The sequence below is a fragment of the Simplicispira lacusdiani genome, assembly GCF_003604195.1.
GTDB classification, from domain to species: Bacteria; Pseudomonadota; Gammaproteobacteria; order Burkholderiales; family Burkholderiaceae_C; genus Simplicispira; species Simplicispira lacusdiani.
In genome coordinates, this window is the sequence record NZ_QXGR01000007.1 from 156,249 (window position 1) to 173,803 (window position 17,555).

General features: G+C 69.8%; 17 protein-coding genes. 9 read left to right on the forward strand and 8 right to left on the reverse strand.

Annotated elements, in window-relative coordinates; genetic code table 11:
• Positions 1 to 2 precede the first annotated feature (2 nt).
• Positions 3 to 1,616: an FAD-binding protein gene (locus D8S75_RS11835; RefSeq protein ID WP_119966542.1), complete on the reverse strand. Its 1,614-nt coding sequence runs from the start codon at positions 1,614 to 1,616 to the stop codon at positions 3 to 5.
• Between the two features lie 95 nt (positions 1,617 to 1,711).
• Here D8S75_RS11835 and D8S75_RS11840 point away from each other — a divergent pair, with 95 nt between their 5' ends.
• Positions 1,712 to 2,734 carry an AraC family transcriptional regulator gene (locus tag D8S75_RS11840; protein WP_232829030.1) on the forward strand — a complete coding sequence of 341 codons (1,023 nt, stop codon included), beginning with the start codon at positions 1,712 to 1,714 and terminating at the stop codon, positions 2,732 to 2,734.
• Here the strand turns inward: D8S75_RS11840 and D8S75_RS11845 are convergent.
• Both D8S75_RS11845 and D8S75_RS11850 read right to left on the reverse strand, forming a co-directional pair.
• Positions 2,655 to 4,349, reverse strand: coding sequence for a SulP family inorganic anion transporter (locus D8S75_RS11845; protein ID WP_119966543.1), 1,695 nt, complete (start codon positions 4,347 to 4,349; stop codon positions 2,655 to 2,657). The two genes, D8S75_RS11840 and D8S75_RS11845, sit on opposite strands and share 80 nt — an antisense overlap.
• A 140-nt stretch (positions 4,350 to 4,489) precedes the next feature.
• A complete protein-coding gene (locus tag D8S75_RS11850) occupies positions 4,490 to 4,999 on the reverse strand; it encodes an outer membrane protein assembly factor BamE (RefSeq protein ID WP_119966544.1) in 510 nt (169 codons plus the stop codon).
• A 46-nt stretch (positions 5,000 to 5,045) separates the two neighbouring features.
• On the opposite strand from D8S75_RS11850, the gene D8S75_RS11855 reads away from it, so the two are divergent.
• The 5 genes from D8S75_RS11855 (at position 5,046) to D8S75_RS11875 (ending at position 8,733) form a co-directional block, all read left to right on the forward strand.
• Positions 5,046 to 5,258: a DUF3460 family protein gene (locus D8S75_RS11855; protein ID WP_119966609.1), complete on the forward strand. Its 213-nt coding sequence runs from the start codon at positions 5,046 to 5,048 to the stop codon at positions 5,256 to 5,258.
• 132 nt (positions 5,259 to 5,390) lie between these two features.
• Positions 5,391 to 6,188: a segregation and condensation protein A gene (locus tag D8S75_RS11860; protein WP_119966610.1), complete on the forward strand. Its 798-nt coding sequence runs from the start codon at positions 5,391 to 5,393 to the stop codon at positions 6,186 to 6,188.
• Positions 6,189 to 6,241: 53 nt separating this feature from the next.
• Positions 6,242 to 7,822, forward strand: coding sequence for an L-aspartate oxidase (gene nadB, locus D8S75_RS11865; protein ID WP_119966545.1), 1,581 nt, complete (start codon positions 6,242 to 6,244; stop codon positions 7,820 to 7,822).
• A gap of 11 nt (positions 7,823 to 7,833) precedes the next feature.
• Entirely contained in the window at positions 7,834 to 8,214 is a 381-nt protein-coding gene (gene panD / locus D8S75_RS11870; protein WP_119966546.1) for an aspartate 1-decarboxylase, read from the forward strand.
• Positions 8,215 to 8,373: 159 nt separating this feature from the next.
• Entirely contained in the window at positions 8,374 to 8,733 is a 360-nt protein-coding gene (locus D8S75_RS11875; RefSeq protein ID WP_119966547.1) for a 5-carboxymethyl-2-hydroxymuconate Delta-isomerase, read from the forward strand.
• 96 nt (positions 8,734 to 8,829) lie between these two features.
• Here the strand turns inward: D8S75_RS11875 and D8S75_RS11880 are convergent, their stop codons facing one another.
• The 5 genes from D8S75_RS11880 to nadC form a co-directional block, all read right to left on the reverse strand.
• The gene (locus D8S75_RS11880) at positions 8,830 to 10,437 is read right to left on the reverse strand and encodes a tetratricopeptide repeat-containing response regulator (RefSeq protein WP_119966548.1); all 1,608 of its coding nucleotides are present in this window, start codon (positions 10,435 to 10,437) and stop codon (positions 8,830 to 8,832) included.
• Between the two features lie 15 nt (positions 10,438 to 10,452).
• Positions 10,453 to 11,145, reverse strand: a complete 693-nt coding sequence (locus D8S75_RS11885) for a sensor histidine kinase (protein ID WP_119966549.1) — start codon at positions 11,143 to 11,145, stop codon at positions 10,453 to 10,455.
• Between the two features lie 93 nt (positions 11,146 to 11,238).
• Entirely contained in the window at positions 11,239 to 13,014 is a 1,776-nt protein-coding gene (locus D8S75_RS11890) for a chorismate-binding protein (RefSeq protein ID WP_119966550.1), read from the reverse strand.
• Between the two features lie 76 nt (positions 13,015 to 13,090).
• Positions 13,091 to 14,209: a quinolinate synthase NadA gene (gene nadA, locus D8S75_RS11895; RefSeq protein WP_119966551.1), complete on the reverse strand. Its 1,119-nt coding sequence runs from the start codon at positions 14,207 to 14,209 to the stop codon at positions 13,091 to 13,093.
• Positions 14,206 to 15,072, reverse strand: coding sequence for a carboxylating nicotinate-nucleotide diphosphorylase (gene nadC, locus D8S75_RS11900; RefSeq protein ID WP_119966552.1), 867 nt, complete (start codon positions 15,070 to 15,072; stop codon positions 14,206 to 14,208). The genes nadA and nadC overlap by 4 nt, the downstream gene beginning before the upstream one ends.
• A 64-nt stretch (positions 15,073 to 15,136) precedes the next feature.
• Between nadC and panB the strand changes: the two genes are divergently transcribed.
• Genes panB through D8S75_RS11915 form a run of 3 tightly spaced genes read left to right on the forward strand, consistent with a single transcriptional unit; the run spans position 15,137 to position 17,551 of the window.
• Positions 15,137 to 16,027 carry a 3-methyl-2-oxobutanoate hydroxymethyltransferase gene (gene panB, locus D8S75_RS11905; RefSeq protein ID WP_119966553.1) on the forward strand — a complete coding sequence of 297 codons (891 nt, stop codon included), beginning with the start codon at positions 15,137 to 15,139 and terminating at the stop codon, positions 16,025 to 16,027.
• A gap of 31 nt (positions 16,028 to 16,058) precedes the next feature.
• The gene (panC, locus tag D8S75_RS11910; protein WP_119966554.1) at positions 16,059 to 16,907 is read left to right on the forward strand and encodes a pantoate--beta-alanine ligase; all 849 of its coding nucleotides are present in this window, start codon (positions 16,059 to 16,061) and stop codon (positions 16,905 to 16,907) included.
• A gap of 38 nt (positions 16,908 to 16,945) precedes the next feature.
• The gene (locus tag D8S75_RS11915) at positions 16,946 to 17,551 is read left to right on the forward strand and encodes a hypothetical protein (RefSeq protein ID WP_119966555.1); all 606 of its coding nucleotides are present in this window, start codon (positions 16,946 to 16,948) and stop codon (positions 17,549 to 17,551) included.
• The last annotated feature ends 4 nt before the right edge of the window (positions 17,552 to 17,555 follow it).

Consider the following 17,555-nt stretch of genomic DNA (forward strand, 5'->3'; position numbering starts at 1 on the left):
TGTCAGGCGGCGCTGAAGTGCCGCGCCGCCGCCCGGCCCGTGAGGATGCAGCCGGGCAGGAAGGTGCCCTCCAGCGAGCGCTTGCCGCTGGCGCCACCGCCGCCAAAGCCCGCCGCCTCGCCCACGCAGTACAGGCCGGGAATGGGCTGGTCGTTGCCATCGAGCACGCGGCTCGCCAGGTCGGTGCGCAAACCGCCCAGGCTCTTGCGCGTGATGAGCTGCATCTGGATGGCGATGTACGGCCCCGCGCCGCGTTGCTGCAGCGGCGCGGGCGCGCAGGTGCGCAGCTTGTCGGGGCCCCACTGGCGCGCGTGCAGGATGCGGCGGATCTGGTCGTCGTTGTGCAGCTTGGCGCCGTGGGCGAAATTGGCGTCGAAGGCATCGGCCGTGGCTTGCAGTACCTCGGGCCGCACGTCCTGCGTGCCGGTGAGCTGGTTCATCCTGGCGGCCAGGCCGGCCAGCGTGTCGTCCACCAGGAAATGCTTGCTTTCGGCCGCCATCTGCTTGACGAGGCGGTGGTTGCCCAGCAGCGTTTCCTTGAGGAACGCGGGGAACTGCATGTCGCGGATGCGCTGGTTGTGCTCGGCGCCCGAGATGGCGAATTCCTTGGCCGCGATGCGCCAGTTCAGCAAGTGCCAGGTCCAGGGCTGCTCCTGCTCGGCCACGCGCTGGCACAGCCAGTGGGTGTCGAAGCCGGTGACCAGCGGCTCGGGGCCGATGCGCCGGCCCTGGTGGTCCAGCCACAGCGCCGACTTGCAGGGGATGGTGGACAGGCCATGGCCCTCGAAGTGCGGGAACGGGTGCGGAAAGCCGGCGGCGTAGTTCCACATCTCGCCCGCGCGGGTGATGCGTGCGCCCAGCGCCTCGGCCACCCAGTGGTGCATCTGGCCGTCGGCGTAGGGGTGGGCGCCGTTGAGCATGGAGGCCGGGATGGCGCGGTCCTTCGGCCAGTTGGCGCGGGTCTGTTCGTGGCCGCCGTTGATGCCGCCCATGGCCAGCACCACCACGGGGGCCTGGAGCCGCACCTCGGCGCCGGTGTCCTCGTTCACCGCCAGCACGCCCGAGGCGCGGCCCTTCTGCAGGTCGAGCGCGGTGGCGCGGTGGCGGTGCAGCAGCGTGAGCCGCCCCTTGCCCGCCTCGCCGGCCGCGCGCATCGCGGCGATCATGCGGCGCGTGAGCTCGCGCGAGGTGCCCCAGACGACGTGGTAGCGCGGCACGCTGTTGCCGTCGCCAAAGCGCCCACGCTCCACCCAGTTCACGGCGGGCATGAACTTCACGCCCTCGCCCAGCAGCCAGTCGTAGACCTGGGCGCGGGAATGCTCCACGTAGTGGCGCGCCCACTGCAGCGCCAGCGTGTCGTCGGCGTCGAGTTCGCCAAAGCGCACCCAGTCGCGCAGCGCGGTCTCGGGCGTGTCGGGGATCTTCATGCGTGCTTGCAGCGGCGTGCCCACCAGGGCCATGCCGCCGAAGGCCCACAGGGCCAGGCCGCCCAGGCGCTCGGGCGTTTCGCGGTCCACCAGCGCGACGGACTGGCCCGCGCGCAGGGCTTCGAGCGCGGTGACGATGCCGGCCAGGCCGCCGCCGACGATCACCACGTCATGGTGCTGTGCTCCCATGGTTTTTGTCTCCTTGTCGTGGAACCTGTCTGGTTCTCTATGGGCTGGACGATAGCGTCTTATGATCGCCAGAGCCTTGACTTTGGAGACCAGGCATGTTGACTTCAGAGCCCAGCGTGGCCATGAGCTGGGTCCACACCGTGGTGGCCGCGGCCGAGCGCCACGGCATCACGCGCGAGCAGTTGCTGGCCCGCGCGGGCCTGCCGCCGGCGCGCCTGACCGAGCCGCGCTGGCCCATCGACGACATCACGCGGCTGTGGCGCGCGGCGGCCGAACTCACAGGCGACCCGGCCTTCGGCCTGCAGGCTGGGCGCACCGTGGGGCCGGGCAGCTTCAACGTGGTGAGCTACATCATGCTGTCCTCGGCCACGCTGCGCGCCGGCATCGGCGTGGTGCAGCAGTACCAGCGCCTCATCAGCGACGGGGGGCGCTTCCAGATCCTGGCCGGCGAGCGCCAGAGCTGGGTGGTCTACCACCCACAGCAGGGCAGCCTGGCCTTCAGCCCGCACCAGGTCGAGGCGGCGCTGGCGGCCACCGTGGCCTTCAGCCGCTGGGTCACGGGCCGGGCCGTGCGGCCGCGCCGTGTGCAGTTCAGCCACCGCCAGATAGGCCCCCAAGCCGCCTACGCCGAGGTGTTCGCGGCCGAAGTGCAGTTCGAGCAGGCCTTCAACGGCCTGCTGCTCGACAACGCCGAACTCGACGCGCCCCTGCCCCAGGCCGACGCCGAGCTGGCCAGCCTGCACCGCGCCCATGCCTCCACGCAGCTCGCGGCGCTGTCGGTGTCGGCGCCGCTGCGCAGCCGGGTCGAGCAGTGGCTGGTGGTCGCGCTCGACGGGCGCGTGCCCGACCGGGCCGAGGCGGCGCGGCAGTTCGGACTGGGCGAGCGCGCCTTCGCCCGGCGCCTGCGCGCCGAGGGCGGGCACTATGCCGATCTGGTGGACGGCGTGCGCCGCGCGCTGGCCTGCACGGCGGTGGCGGGTGGGGGCGAGCCCTTCGTGCGCATCGCGCGGCGGCTGGGGTTTTCGGAGGCCAGCGCCTTCAACCGGGCGTTCCGGCGCTGGACGGGGCGCTCGCCGGGGGACTGGCAGCAGCATCCTGCGCCGCCAGCCGGGCGCTGAAGCCCGAGCGCTCCATGAGCGAGCGCGGCTGCTCTTGCGGGTGCGTCACGCGCAGAACGCCCCCACGCTGACCCACGGCCTTGAGGATCTGCTCCAGCCCTTCGAGGCCCGTGGTGTCGAGCGCGAACAGGTCGCGCATGTCCAGCTCCACCGCCACGCCCGTGGGCGCGGCCTCGACGGCCTGCACCAGCGGATCGATCTTGGCGGCGGCGCCGAAGAACAGCGCGCCGTGCAGGCGCCAGGCCAGACGTGGCGGAGCGCCTTCGTCTTCCGTCGGCGGCAGCGGATCGGCGCGGAACAGCGCGCTCATGCGGCGCACGAACAGCACGCAGGCCAGCACCAGCCCCACCTCCACGGCCACCGTGAGGTCGAACACCACGGTGAGGAAGAAGGTGCCCAGCATCAGCAGGCGGTAGTGGTTGCTGAAGTGCTTGAGGCGCACGAATTCATGCCACTCGCCCATGTTCCAGGCGACATACAGCAGGATGCCCGCCAGCACGGCCAGCGGAATGTGCAGGGCCAGCGGCGCGGCCAGCAGCACGATGAGCGCCAGCACCACCGCATGCACCATGCCCGCGACGGGCGTGGTGGCGCCCGCGCGCAGGTTGGTCACGGTGCGCGCGATGGTGCCGGTGACCGGCATGCCGCCGAAGAACGGCACCACGAGGTTAGCCACGCCCTGGGCCATCAGCTCCTGGTTGGGGTCGTGCTTGCGCACATGCGGGTCGGTGGCGAGCTGGTCGGCCACGCGCGCGCACAAGAGCGACTCGATCGCGCCCAACAGCGCGATGGTGAGCGTGGGCGTGACCAGCAGGCGCACGCTGTCCCATGAAAAATCGGGCAGCGCGAACGCCGGTGCCTGCTGCGGGATGCTGCCGAAGCGCGAGCCGATGGTCTCCACCGGGTAGTCGAGCCAGTGGGCCAGCAGCGTGAGCGAGACCAGCGCCACCACGGGCGCCGGCACGCGCGCGAACGAGCGCACGGTGTGGCCCTCGGCGATGCGCAGCACGGGGGAACCGTGCATGAACAGGCGCGGCCACAGGAACAGCCCGAACAGGCACAGCGCGCCGAGCATCAGCGCATGCGGGTTCACCGTGCCGATGTGCTGGCTCAGGATGTGGATCTGCGAGAAGAAGTTGCCCGGCATCTTGGCGATCTCCAGGCCCAGCCAGTCCTTCACCTGCGACAGGGCGATGAGCACGGCGATGCCGTTGGTGAAGCCGATGACGATGCTCACCGGCACGAAGCGCACCAGGTTGCCGAGCCGGAACAGCCCGAGCAGGAACAGCAGCACGCCCGCGCAGGCCGTGGCGATGAGCAGGTTGGCCACGCCGTGGCGCTCGACGATGCCGTAGACGATGACGATGAAGGCCCCGGCCGGCCCGCCGATCTGCACATTGGTGCCGCCCAGCAGCGCCACCAGGAAGCCGCCGATGATGGCCGTCCACAGCCCGGCCTCGGGCTTGAGCCCGCTGGCGATGGCGAAGGCCATGGCCAGCGGCAGCGCCACGATGCCCACGGTGAGGCCCGCGCCCATATCGGCCAGGGCGCGGCCGCGCGTGTAGCCGCGCAGGGCGTCGAGCAGTCGGGGGCGGAAGGCGGGGGAAAACGGCATGGAGGGGGTACGTATCATCCGGTAGCCGCGTCAGTGTAGTGGCCGGACCTTGTCGGGACCTGACCCCAAGGCCCATGGCGACCCGCACCATGCCCACCTGCGCCCGGGCAAAACACCAACTGGCTGCCCGACACCAGCCGTCAGCGTCCCCCTCCCGCGTTCTGGGGCGCGGCCGGATCCGGGCCCGATTCGGTACGGAGCACCCTCATGCCACGGTCGGTCACCACGGTGAACACCATGGGCGTGTTCGGGCCGTCGAGGTAGCGCCAGTCGTGGTGGATCTCCTGCTTCAGGTCGAATGGCGTGACCTTGGCGGGCTTGCCCAGCAGACGGCGCACCTCGGCCATGTCCATGCCGCCCTGGATGCGCGCGAAGTTCTCGGGCGTGAGCACCTGGCGCACCGCCACGAGGCGACCGTCGGCGCCGATGTCGATCATGTAGTTGGTCTGCCCGGCGGGCTGGCGGTTGTATTCGAAGGTGCGCACGCCGCCGCCCGCGTCCCAGACGTTGTCGGGTACGCCGAAGCGGTCGCGCACATCCACCTCGGTGGAGCGGCCCGGCTCCAGCTCGCTGATGCGCTGCGGATCGCAGCCAGCCAGCAGGACCAGCGCCATGGCGGCTGCGGCAAAAAGGCTTCTGGAAGGTGGCATGGCGGTCCCCGGTAAAATCCTGCGCCACAGCTTAGCCCAATACCCCATGTCCATCTTCGCCCGCCCCCACTACGCCTCCGACGCCACCCAGTTCATCGACCAGCTCAAGAAGCAACGCCCCGAGCTGGACGCCCAGCAGCAGGCCGGCCGCGCGCTGCTGTGGGACAAGCAGGTGGACCGCAGCCTCTGGCAGGAATTCGGCGCCGCCCGCGTGCCGCAGAAGCCTTACGTCTACCAGACGGACAACGACAAGCATTAACAATGGAATTAGCCTCCAGCGCAATGAATATGAGCGCTGGCAGCTATCATTTCAGAAGCACCCATGGGTAGCTCCACCGACGCCGAGGCCCACGCCCTGCCCCCCGCCCTGGGTCCGGCGGCGCCCGGAGCCATGCCCGAGGTGGTGGACCAGGTGGCGCTGGCGCGCCTGTACGGCGAGCCGCTGTTCGCGCTGCCGACCGACCTCTATATCCCGCCCGACGCGCTGGAGGTCTTCCTGGAGGCCTTCGAGGGGCCGCTGGACCTGCTGCTCTACCTGATCCGCAAGCAGAACTTCAACATCCTCGACATCCCGATGGCCGGGCTCACGCGCCAGTACCTGGCCTACGTGGAAGAGATCCGCAGCCGCAACCTGGAGCTGGCCGCCGAGTACCTGCTGATGGCGGCGATGCTCATCGAGATCAAGTCGCGCATGCTGCTGCCGCCCAAGAAGCAGGAAGGCGGCGAGGAGGCCGAGGACCCGCGCGCCGAACTGGTGCGCCGCCTGCTCGAATACGAGCAGATGAAGCTCGCCGCGCAGCAGCTGGGCAACCTGCCGCAGTACGGGCGCGACTTCCTGCGCGCGCAGGTCTATATCGAGCAGAGCCTGCAGCCGCGCTTTCCCGACGTGCATGTGCTGGACCTGCAGGACGCCTGGCGCGACATCCTCAAGCGCGCCAAGCTCGTGCAGCACCACAAGATCACGCGCGAGGAACTGAGCGTGCGCGAATACATGAGCCAAGTGCTCAAGGCGCTGCAGGGGCAGCGCTTCGTGGAATTCGAGACGCTGTTCGACCCCGAGAAGGGCTCCACCGTGCTCGTGGTCACCTTCATCGCGCTGCTGGAGCTGGCCAAGGAAACGCTCATCGAGATCACCCAGGCCGAGGCCTTCGCCCCGATTTACGTCCGGCTGGCCTATACGCCGGCCTGAACCGCCGGGCCCATGGCGGCCCGGCACCCGCAACCCTTACTCCACCGACACCCATGGCATCGCACGATTTCGACGTTCTGATTGTGGGCAGCGGCCTGGCCGGCCTCTCCGCCGCCCTGCACCTGGCGCCCACGCACCGCGTGGCCGTGATCACCAAGCGCGAGCTGCAGGACGGCTCCAGCGGCTGGGCCCAGGGCGGCATCGCCGCCGTGCTGGCCGACGACGACAGCTTCGCCGCGCACATCCAGGACACCCAGGTGGCCGGCGCCGGCCTGTGCGACCTGGCCACCACGCGCTTCGTGGTGGAGAACGCGCCCGAGGCCATCGGCTGGCTGCGCGGGCTGGGCGTGCCGTTCACGCTGGAAGGCGAGGAACTGCACCTCACGCGCGAGGGCGGCCACAGCGCGCGCCGCATCGCCCACGTGACCGACGCCACGGGCGCGGCCGTGCAGAAGACGCTGATGGACGTGGTGCGCGCCACGCCGGGCATCACGGTGTTCGAGCACCACACGCTGGTGGACCTGATCACCAGCCGCAAGCTGGGCCTGGCGGGCCAGCGCTGCCTGGGCCTGTACGCACTCGACGCGGCCAGCGACGAGGTGGTCACCTTCCGCGCGCCGCAGACCATCCTGGCCACGGGCGGCGCCGGCAAGGTCTACCTCTACACCACCAACCCCGACACCGCCACCGGCGACGGCATCGCCGCCGCCTGGCGCGCCGGCTGCCGCGTGGGCAACATGGAGTTCATCCAGTTCCACCCCACCGGCCTGTACCACCCGCGCGCCAAGTCCTTCCTCATCAGCGAGGCGGTGCGCGGCGAGGGCGGCAAGCTGCTGCTGCCCGACGGCACGCGCTTCATGCCCGAGCACGACGCGCGCGCCGAACTGGCGCCACGCGACGTGGTGGCGCGCGCCATCGACTTCGAGATGAAGAAGCGCGGCCTGGACTGCGTGCACCTGGACATCTCGCACCAGAGCCCGGAGTTCCTGCGCGAGCATTTCCCCAACATCCTGGCCTACTGCGCCGAGCTGGGCATCGACATCACCAAGGAACCCATCCCCGTGGTGCCCACGGCGCACTTCACCTGCGGCGGCGTGCTCACCGACCTGTCAGGCCGCACCGACCTGCCCGGCCTCTATGCCGTGGGCGAGGTGGCCTGCACCGGCCTGCACGGCGCCAACCGCCTGGCCAGCAACTCGCTGCTCGAATGCATGGTGTTCGCCCGCGCGGCCGCGCAGCACATCGCCGCCGCGCCACGCACCCAGATCCCGGCGCTGCCGCGCTGGGACGATAGCCGCGTCACCGACGCCGACGAGTCCGTGGTCATCTCGCACAACTGGGACGAGCTGCGCCGCTTCATGTGGGATTACGTGGGCATCGTGCGCACCAACAAGCGCCTGGAGCGCGCGGCGCACCGCATCGCCATGCTCACGGCCGAGATCCACGAGTTCTATTCCCACTTCCACATCACGCGCGACCTGCTGGAGCTGCGCAACCTGGTGCAGGTGGCCGACCTGATCGTGCGCTCGGCGCAGATGCGGCGCGAGAGCCGCGGCCTGCACTACAGCCGCGACTATCCCGACCTGGCCGCGCCCGCCGCGCCGACCATCCTCGTGCCCCCCGTCAACCATTGAAGGACACCGCCATGTACCGCACCCTGCTCAAATCCAAGATCCACCGCGTGGCCGCCACGCACTGCGAGCTGCACTACGAGGGCTCCTGCGCCATCGACGAGGACCTGCTCGACGCCGCCAACATCTGCGAGAACGAGCAGGTGCACATCTGGAACATCAACAACGGCGAGCGTTTCATCACCTACGCCATCAAGGGCCAGCGCGGCAGCGGCATGATTTCGGTGAACGGCTCGGCCGCGCGCCGCGCCTCGGTGGGCGACCTGCTCATCATCGCCGCCTTCGCCCAGGTGCCCGAGGCCGACGTGGCCGCGCACCGCCCGCAGCTCGTGTTCGTGGACGCCAACAACCGCCAGACCGAACTGCGCGACCATGTCCCCACGCAGCAAGAATGACAACCCCCTGTGGCGCTGCGCGCCTTCCCCCTTCTCTCGGCTACCGCCGGGAAGGGGGACGCCGCCAGTGCGGCGGGACGGCCCTTGCACGGCGGCCGCTGGCCTGGGCCGCGCCGGGTGCATAGGCTGCGACGCAACGCAACCCAAAGGAATACCGAGATGCCCCACCTCACCATCGAATACTCCGCCAACCTGGCCGGCTTTCCCGAGGCCCAGGTGCTGACCGCGCTGAACCAGGCCGTCACCGCCAGCCCCGAGATCGCCGACGAGGCCGACCTCAAGAGCCGCTGCGTGGTGCATGGCAGCTACGCCATCGGCACGGCGCCGCAGGAGCGCGCCTTCGTGCACGCGCAGCTGCGCCTGCTGTCGGGCCGCACGCCCGAGGCCAAGCAGGACTTCTCCGAGCGCATCGCCGCCGTGCTGCGCCGCCTCGTGCCGCGACCCGCCGGGGTGCTGGTGCAGCTGAGCGTGGAGATCGTGGACATGGACCGGCCTTCCTACACCAAGGAACGACTTTGATTTTTGGATGAAATAGCGCTAAATCGCCCAAGGGACAGGCGCTTTCAGCTTCACTATTGATAGCACCCATCCGCCCGGCCCACACCGGCACGCGGCCTACCGGCCGCCGCCGGGCTGCAGGATGGCCAGGTACTGGCGGTATTTCTCGTTGTCCGGGTTGAGTTCGCGCACGCGTTCGAGCAAGCCCATCACCTCGGTGGTCAGCGCGTCGCTGCGGCCCTCGGCGCGCATCTGGCCGATCAGCAGGCCGCACAGGTTCATCATCACGACCTGGCTGTGGGGCAGGTTCTGCAGGGCCGTGCGCAGCAGACGCGCGCCCTCGGCGAAATTGCCCTGCTTGGCCAGCATCACCCCCTGGTTGTTGATGTTGACGACCTCCTCGCGCGACTGGGCGATGAGCGAGCGCCCCTCGGCACCCATCTGCGCCTTCTCGAACAGGCCCTGGACCTGCTCCGACAGCCGGTGGTCCTCGTGGTGGTTCTTCACGAGGTCGCGCATCATGCCGAACGCCTGGTCCTTGCGCCCCAGGGCCAGCATGCCCTGCGCCACCTCCATGGCGGTCTCGGGACTGATCTTGCCGGTCTGGCCCAGCAGCTCCTCGGCCTGCGCCATGGCCGCGCGGGACTCATCGAGCCGCCCGGCCTTCTGGTAGACGGCGCTCTGGGCCGCCGCCGTCTGGATGGCCATGTCGGCGCTGTCCTTGAACACTTCCTTGGTGCGCGCCAGCAGCTTCAGCGCCTCGTCGGGCGTATCGCTGTCGGACAGCACCTTGGCCAGCGCCATATAGGCCGAGGGGTTCTTGTTGGACGAGTGTTCGCTGATCTTGATGGTTTTCTCGAAGGCGGCCTGGGCCACCTCCAGGGCGCCATTCTTGTACGCCGTCTCGCCCAGGACCTTCTGGCGGCTGGCGGAGTTGGGCGAGAGCTTGACGGCGCTGGCCAGCACCTGCTGGGCCTGCACCCGCTCGCCCATGGCGTCGAGGGTCTTGGCCAGCCAGTCGGAGGCCTCGATGAACATGCGGTTTTCGTCGAGCACCTGCTGGAAGGTGTTCCGGGCGGCTTCGAAATCGCCCTTGTGGAAATGCACCTTGCCCAGGCCGGTGCGCGCCCAGGGCACGCTGCGCGCGGCCAGCACGGACTCGAACAGCGCCCTGGCGCCGTCATGGTCGCCCACCTTGAGCTGCAGGTCGCTCTTGATGCGCAGGATCTCCTGCGGCTTGGCGGCCTCGGCGTTCAGCAGCTGGTCGCAGCGGCTGATGGCGGTGGCATAGTCCCGCGCCCGGATGGCTTCCTCGATGCCGCGCAGGGCCTGTTTCTTGGTGATCAGGCGTTCGAGCCGGCTCTCCAGGATGCTCTGGTTGATGGGCTTGAGCAGGTACTCATCGGGCTTGACCTCGGCCGCGCCCATGACCATCTCGGCGGTCTTCTCCGCCGTGACCATGACCCAGATGGTGGAGACGCCGATGTAGTCGTGCAGGCGCGCCTCGTCCAGCACCTGCTGGCCGTTGAGGCCCGGGCCGAGGTTGAAGTCGCAGATCACCACGTCGTAGCGGCTGCCGCGCAGCAGGCTGAGCGCCTCGCGGCCGTTGGCCGCCGTATCCACCTGCGTGACGCCCATGGCGCGGACGATGTCGCGCAGGATGGTGCGCATGCCTTGGAAATCGTCGACGACGAGGGTGCGTGCCTTGGTCAGGGAAATGGACATGGGACTCTTCCTCGATCAAGGCAGGCGGACCACGAAGCAGCCCCCGCCATAGGCGCCGCCGTTTTCGATGACGAGCGCGCCCTGGCGCTCGCCGTTCCTGTGCATGCGCGCCACCTGGGAGGAGAAATGGAAACCCAGGCCCGTGCTGCCGGTCAGGAAACTCACGCCCTTGGCGCCCGCCACCGCTTCGTCGCGCAGCATGTAGGCGGGGTAGCCCTGGCCGTTGTCCTCGACACGCAGCTCCAGCCAGCCGTCCTGGATGCGCGCGGCCACCCGGATCTTGTCGCGGGTGTACTGGTAGGCGTTGTTCAGCGCGTTGAGCAGCACGCCGGCCACGAGGTCGCGGTCCACGTACCAGAGGCAGTCGCCGCTGCAGTCCATGGTCACCGTGATGTTCTTGAAGTCCATGACCGACTGGTTCTGCAGCAGCACGTCGCCCACCAGCTCGGCGATGTCGCATTCAGCGATGTCGATCGGATAGATGGCCTTGTCCAGCTTGTACAGGCTCAGCAGCTGGACCAGGTTGGAGTTCATCCGGCTGGCCTGGTAGATCACGCCCCCCAGGTCCTCGTAGGCCTGCAGGTCGCCATCCTTCCTGCACTGCTCGGAAATCTTCTCCAGCTCGCTGATCTGCACGTTCAGCGAGTTCTTCATGTCGTGGATGGACGAGGCAATCAAGTCCGTGAAACTGATGTCATCTTGCGCCATGGGTTCCCCTTGTGGCCGGTCCGAAAAAACCCCGGCCCCTTATCGTGCCATGCCTGCGCCGGCGCGCGCTTGATTTGGTGCAGGGGAGTGCGTTCATGCCAGCCGCGCCTCCAGCCAGCCGCGCAGGCTGTTGATGAAGGCCCAGCCCTGCACGCGCGGCAGGTCGTCCAGGCGCACCACGGCCTCCCGCACGCGGCCCTCGCGCAGCGCCACGGCGCGGCCCACGCCGGGCAGCAGGCCGCAGGAGAGCGGCGGCGTGACCCAGCGGCCGTCGAGCAGCAGGGCGATGTTGCCGAAGGTGCCCTCGGTGATCTCGCCAGCCTCGTTCCAGAGCACGGTGTCGAACACCCCGGGCGCGGCGGGCGCGAAGGCGGCGTAGTGCGCGCGCCGCGTGGTCTTGTGGCGCACGAATTCACCGTGCGCCTCGGCCAGCGGGCGGTCGGCCAGCCGCAGCACGACGGGCTCGGGCGTGGGCTGCAGCGCGAAGGCCTCGGCGCGCGGCGCGCCCGCCGCACCCTGCAGCAGGCGCACGCGCCAGGCCCCCTGCGCATGGCCGGCCGCCAGGTCCTGCAGGCACTGGCGCACGGCGGCGCCGTTCCAGGGGTGGTGGAAATGCGCGGCGGCCTGCTCCATGCGCGCCAGGTGCTCGTCCAGGTGGCGGAACCGGCCGCCGTCAAGCCGCAGGGTTTCCAGGATCTCGAAAGGCATGCTGGCGCGCTCCAGGAAGGCGCGCTTGTGGCGCCATTCGTTCCATTCGGCGTCGGCCGTGGCGTCCGCCGTGATGCCGCTGCCAATGCCGCACGTGGCCTGCGCTCCGCGCAGCACCACGGTACGGATGGGCACGTTGAAGGTGGCGCGGATGCCGCCATCCGCGCCCGGCCGCACCAGGCCCACGGCGCCGCAGTAGAAGCCGCGCGGCCCGTCCTCCAGCCGGCGGATGGCCTGCATGGCGCTGGCCTTGGGCGCGCCCGTGACCGAACCGCAGGGGAACAGCGCCGCGAACACCTGCGCCAGCCGCATGCCGGGCCGGGTGCGCGCCTGCACGTCCGAGGTCATCTGCCACACGGCGGGCAGCGGCTCGGCATGGAACAGGCGAGGCACCCGCACGCTGTGCGGCAGGGCGATGCGCGCGAGGTCGTTGCGCAGCAGGTCCACGATCATCACGTTCTCGGCACGCTCCTTGGGCGAGGCGCGCAGCTGCTCGGCCAAAGCGGCATCCTCGCCGGGCGTGGCGCCGCGCGGGGCCGTGCCCTTCATGGGCCGTGCCAGGATGTCGCCGCCCCCATCGCGCCGGGCCTGCCAGTCGAAGAACAGCTCGGGCGAGACCGACAGCACCTGCTCGCCGCCCATGTCGATGCAGGCCGCGTAGCCGCCGGGCTGCGCCCGCTGCAGGGCGGCGAACAACGCCAGCACCGCCTGCGGCCCGCCGCCCTGCGGCGTGGCACGCAGCGGCGCCGTGTAGTTGGCCTGGTAATACGTGCCCCGGGCAATGGCCTCGTGGATGGCCGCCAGGGCCGCGTCGAAGGCGGCGCGCTCCAGCGGCGGCCGCCACGGCAGCGTGGGAGCGTCGGCCGGCGGCGGCGGCGCGGGCCAGGGGCGGGGCGCGTCGTGCACGGAAAACCAGGCCAGCGGCCCATCGGCGGCATGGGTCTGCAGCGCGGCGTCGAAGGCGGACGCGGCCTCGTAGCGCAGGCCGCCCACGCACCAGGCCCCCTGCGCGGCCGCATCCTGCACCGCGTCGAGCACGGCGCGCACCTCGGCAGGCTGATGGGCCACCAGCACCCGGAGCGGCGCGCCCAGGGCGCAGCGCAGGCGCGGCGCGGTGCTGTCGCGCGGGTCGCTGAAATCGATCAGTGCATCAATGGTCAAATCGGCCTCCAGCGCTTTACTGCAAAGCGCCGTTAGCTATCAAAAAGAGAGCAAACCTCTTCCATGCCCCTCGGGGTCAGGCGGCGCCGATATGCGGCACCAGCCCCACCGCCGGCTGCCCGCTCTTGAGCGCGGCGGTAAAGGCCAGCATGCGGTCGATGGGCTGGCGGGCGCGCGGGATGATGGCCGGGTCCACCTCGATGGCGTTGCCACCCGTCTCCAGCACCTGCGCCACGCCGGCCAGGCCGTTCATGGCCATCCAGGGGCAGTGGGCGCAGCTCTTGCAGGTGGCGCTGTTGCCGGCGGTGGGCGCCTCGTAGAACACCTTGCCGGGGTTGAGCGCGCGCAGCTTGTGCATCATGCCGTTGTCGGTGGCGACGATGAACTCCTGGGCGTCCATCGTCTGCGCGGCCTTGAGGATGGCGGAGGTGGAGCCCACGGCGTCGGCCAGGGCGATCACGTCGGCCGGGCTTTCCGGGTGCACCAGCACCTTGGCGTTCGGATGCTCCTTCTTGAGCGCCTCCAGCTCGAAGGCCTTGAACTCGTCGTGCACGATGCAGGCGCCGTTCCAGAACACCATGTCGGCGCCGGTCTCGCGGCGGATGTAGTCGCCCAGGTGGCGGTCGGGCGCCCAGAGGATCTTGTGGCCCTGGTCCTTGAGCGCGCGCACGATGTCGAGCGCGCAGCTCGACGTCACCAGCCAGTCGGCGCGCGCCTTCACGGCGGCGCTGGTGTTGGCGTAAACCACCACGGTGCGGTCGGGGTGCTGGTCGCAGAAGGCGCTGAATTCCTCGATCGGGCAGCCCAGGTCGAGCGAGCAGGTGGCGTCGAGGTCGGGCATGAGGATGGTCTTTTCGGGCGAGAGGATCTTGGCCGTCTCGCCCATGAAACGCACGCCGCTCACCACCAACGTCTGCGCCGCGTGGTCGCGGCCGAAGCGCGCCATCTCCAGCGAATCGCTGACGATGCCGCCGGTTTCCTCGGCCAGATCCTGCAGATCGGGGTGCACGTAGTAGTGCGACACCATGACCGCGTTCTTTTCCTTGAGCAGGCGGCGGATCTTGTCCTTGAGCGCGGCCCGCTCGTCCGGCGAGGGCTCGGCGGGGACGCGCGCCCAGGCGTGCTTGGTGGAACAGACCGAGCCGCCCTCGGGCTGCTCGTAGTCGACTTCTTTCAGGGTGATCGTGGTGTTCATGGCAACTCCTGCAGGCGCATCGAGAAGTCGGTGGCCTTGATGTCCTTGGTCAGGGTTCCAATGGAAATGCGGTCCACGCCGGTTTCCGCCAGGGCGCGCACGCTCTCCAGGGTCACGCCGCCCGAGATTTCGAGGATGGCACGGCCCGCGTTGAGGCGCACGGCCTCGTGCAGCATGGGCAGGGGCATGTTGTCGAGCAGCACCATCTTGGCTCCAGCGTCCAGCGCCTCCTGCAATTGCGCGAGGGTTTCCACCTCGATCTCGATGAACTGCGCGCGCGCGGCCACTGCCTCGGCCGCGCGCAGCACGGCGGTGACGCCCCCCGCAGCGGCGATGTGGTTTTCCTTGATGAGCACCGCGTCGTGCAGGCCGATGCGGTGGTTGGTGCCGCCGCCGGTGCGCACGGCGTACTTCTGCGCCAGGCGCAGGCCGGGCAGGGTCTTGCGCGTGTCCACGATCTGGGCGCGCGTGCCGCGCACGGCCTCCACGTAAACGGCGGTCTTGGTGGCCACGGCCGAGAGCAATTGCAGGAAGTTCAACGCGGTGCGCTCGGCGCTCAGCAGCGCGCGGGCACCGGCCTCCACCTCCAGCACCACCTGGTCGGGCGCGCAGCGCTGGCCCTCGGCCACATGCCAGGAGATGCGCGCATCGGGGTCGAGCGCGCGCAGCGCCGCGTTGGCCCAGGGGGCGCCGCAGATAACGGCGCTCTCGCGCGCGAGCACGCGGGCGCGGGCGCGGCGCGCGGGATCGATCAGGCCGGCGGTCAGGTCGCCGCTGCCCACGTCTTCCTGCAGGGCACGGGCCACGTCCAGCAGCACCTGGGAACGCAAGGAATCGTTGGAAGGGTCAGCAAAATACGTCATGGGACCGAAGCATAGCGGCTTCGACTAGACTCGCGGCTCCCATGGACTTTGCAAGGATGGCCCCATGACCGAAACCTCCAAGCCCTCCGCCAACGCCGGCACCCCCTACGGCACGCTGCCGCCCGCGTCGCCCCTGCCCCAGCGCCGCCCCGTGAGCCTGCCGCGCCTGCAGCAGATGCGCGATGCCGGCGAAAAAATCACCATGCTGACCGCCTACGACGCCACCTTCGCCGCCGTGGCCGATGCCGCCGGGGTGGAATGCCTGCTGGTGGGCGATTCTCTCGGCATGGTCTGCCAAGGCCTGCCCAGCACCGTGGGCGTGACGCTGGAAACCATGGTCTACCACACCGAAAGCGTGGCGCGCGGGCTCTACCGCGTGCAGGGCACGGCCTGGCTGATCGCCGACCTGCCGTTCGGCAGCTACCACGAGTCGCGCGAGCAGGCGCTGCGCAGCGCCTCGGCCCTGATGCGCGCCGGCGCGCACATGGTCAAGCTCGAAGGCGGCGGCTGGACCACCGAGACCGTGCGCTTCCTGGTCGAGCGCGGCATCCCCGTCTGCGCCCACCTGGGCCTGACCCCGCAGACCGTGCACGCCCTGGGAGGCTACCGCGTGCAGGGCAAGACCGACGAGGCCGCGCTGGCCATGCGCCGCCAGGCGCACGAACTGCAGGACGCCGGCGCCTCGATGCTGGTGCTGGAGATGGTGCCCGCGCAGCTCTCGGCCGAACTGACCCTGGAACTGCCGCACTGCCACACCATCGGCATCGGCGCGGGCAACGGCACCGCCGGCCAGGTGCTGGTGCTGCACGACATGCTGGGCATGAACCTGGGCAAGATGGCCCGCTTCGTGCACAACTTCATGCAGGACGCCGGCAGCGTGCGCGGCGCCATGGAGGCCTATGTGCAGGCGGTCAAGCAGGGGCGTTTCCCCGACAATGCCGTGCACGCTTGGTAAAACCCGGCCCCTCCCTTTCTGACTTTCAGCCATGCTCATCGTCCACACCCTTCCCGACCTGCGCTCGGCCCTGGCGGCCCACGGCAGGCCCGCCTTCGTGCCCACCATGGGCAACCTGCACGACGGGCACCTGGCCCTGGTGCGCCAGGCCAAGCCGTTGGGCGATGTGCTGGTGGCCAGCATCTTCGTCAACCGCCTGCAGTTCCTGCCGCACGAGGACTTCGACAGCTACCCCCGCACGCTCGAAGCCGACGCCGCGAAGCTGCGCGCCGCGGGCTGCGACGTGCTGTTCGCGCCGCGCGAGCAGGATCTCTACCCCGAGCCGCAGACCTTCAAGGTGCAGCCCGACCCGCTGCTGGCCGACATCCTGGAAGGCCAGTTCCGCCCCGGCTTCTTCACCGGCGTGTGCACCGTGGTGATGAAGCTGTTCTGCGCCGTGTTCGCCGGCAAGGCCCAGGGCACGGCCGTGTTCGGCCAGAAGGACTACCAGCAGCTCATGGTGCTGCGGCGCATGGTGCAGCAGTTCGCCCTGCCCATCGAACTGGTGGCCGGTCCCACGCAACGCGCCGAGGACGGCCTGGCGCTGAGCTCGCGCAACGGCTACCTCAGCGAGGCCGAGCGCCAGGAGGCCGTCCAGCTCTCGCTGGCGCTGCGCGCGCTGGCCCGCGAGGCCGTTTCCGCCGCCCACGCCCTGCCGAACCAGGTGGCCGCGCTGGAGCAGCGCGCCCGGGAGGCCCTGGCCGCGCGCGGCTGGCAGCCGGACTACCTGACCGTGCGCCGCCGCAGCGACCTGCAGCCGCCCCAGGTGGGCGACGCGCTGGTGGTGCTGGGCGCGGCTCGCCTGGGCACGACCCGGCTGATCGACAACTTCGAGGTCTGAAGACCAGCGACCTGCGGGGTCCGAACGCACTCGCCACCATGGACATCCTCTTCCTGGCCATCCTCATCGCTACCGGCATCTTCGTGCTGAACGCGAAGCAGCAGCGCCAGCGCATCGTGCTGCTGGCCGGCTTCCTGGGGAACTACCAGATCGAGAAGCTCATGGAGAACCTCACCGAGGGCTATCTGCGCGCCCTGGGCGAGAGCAACCCCGAGCGGCGCGAACAGGTCTGGAGTCTGCTGCGCACCACCGAACTGCAGCTGAGCGAACAATTCACCCGCTTCGCCACCGAGTTCGCCCGCGTGGACCCGGAGCTGACCCGCGTGAGCACGCTTGCGCTGGCCCTGCCCTTCGCCGACCAGTGGCTGCCCCGCGCCACGTTCGACATGCGCAAGGCCCTGGCCATCCATGCCCAGGGCATCGAGCGCGTGGTGCGCAACGACGCAGGCCTCTCGCTGCGCGACAAGGCCTTCACGCTGTCCGCCGAACTGTTCCTGATGCAGCACACCTGCCACTGGTTCTGCAAGTCCAAGACCATCGCCTCGGCGCGCCTGCTGGCACGCCACCAGACCCCCTACGAGCAGGTGCTCGCCAGCGTCGACTCCGAGACCCGCAACGCCTACCGGGCCCTGCTGCGCGGCTAAGCCC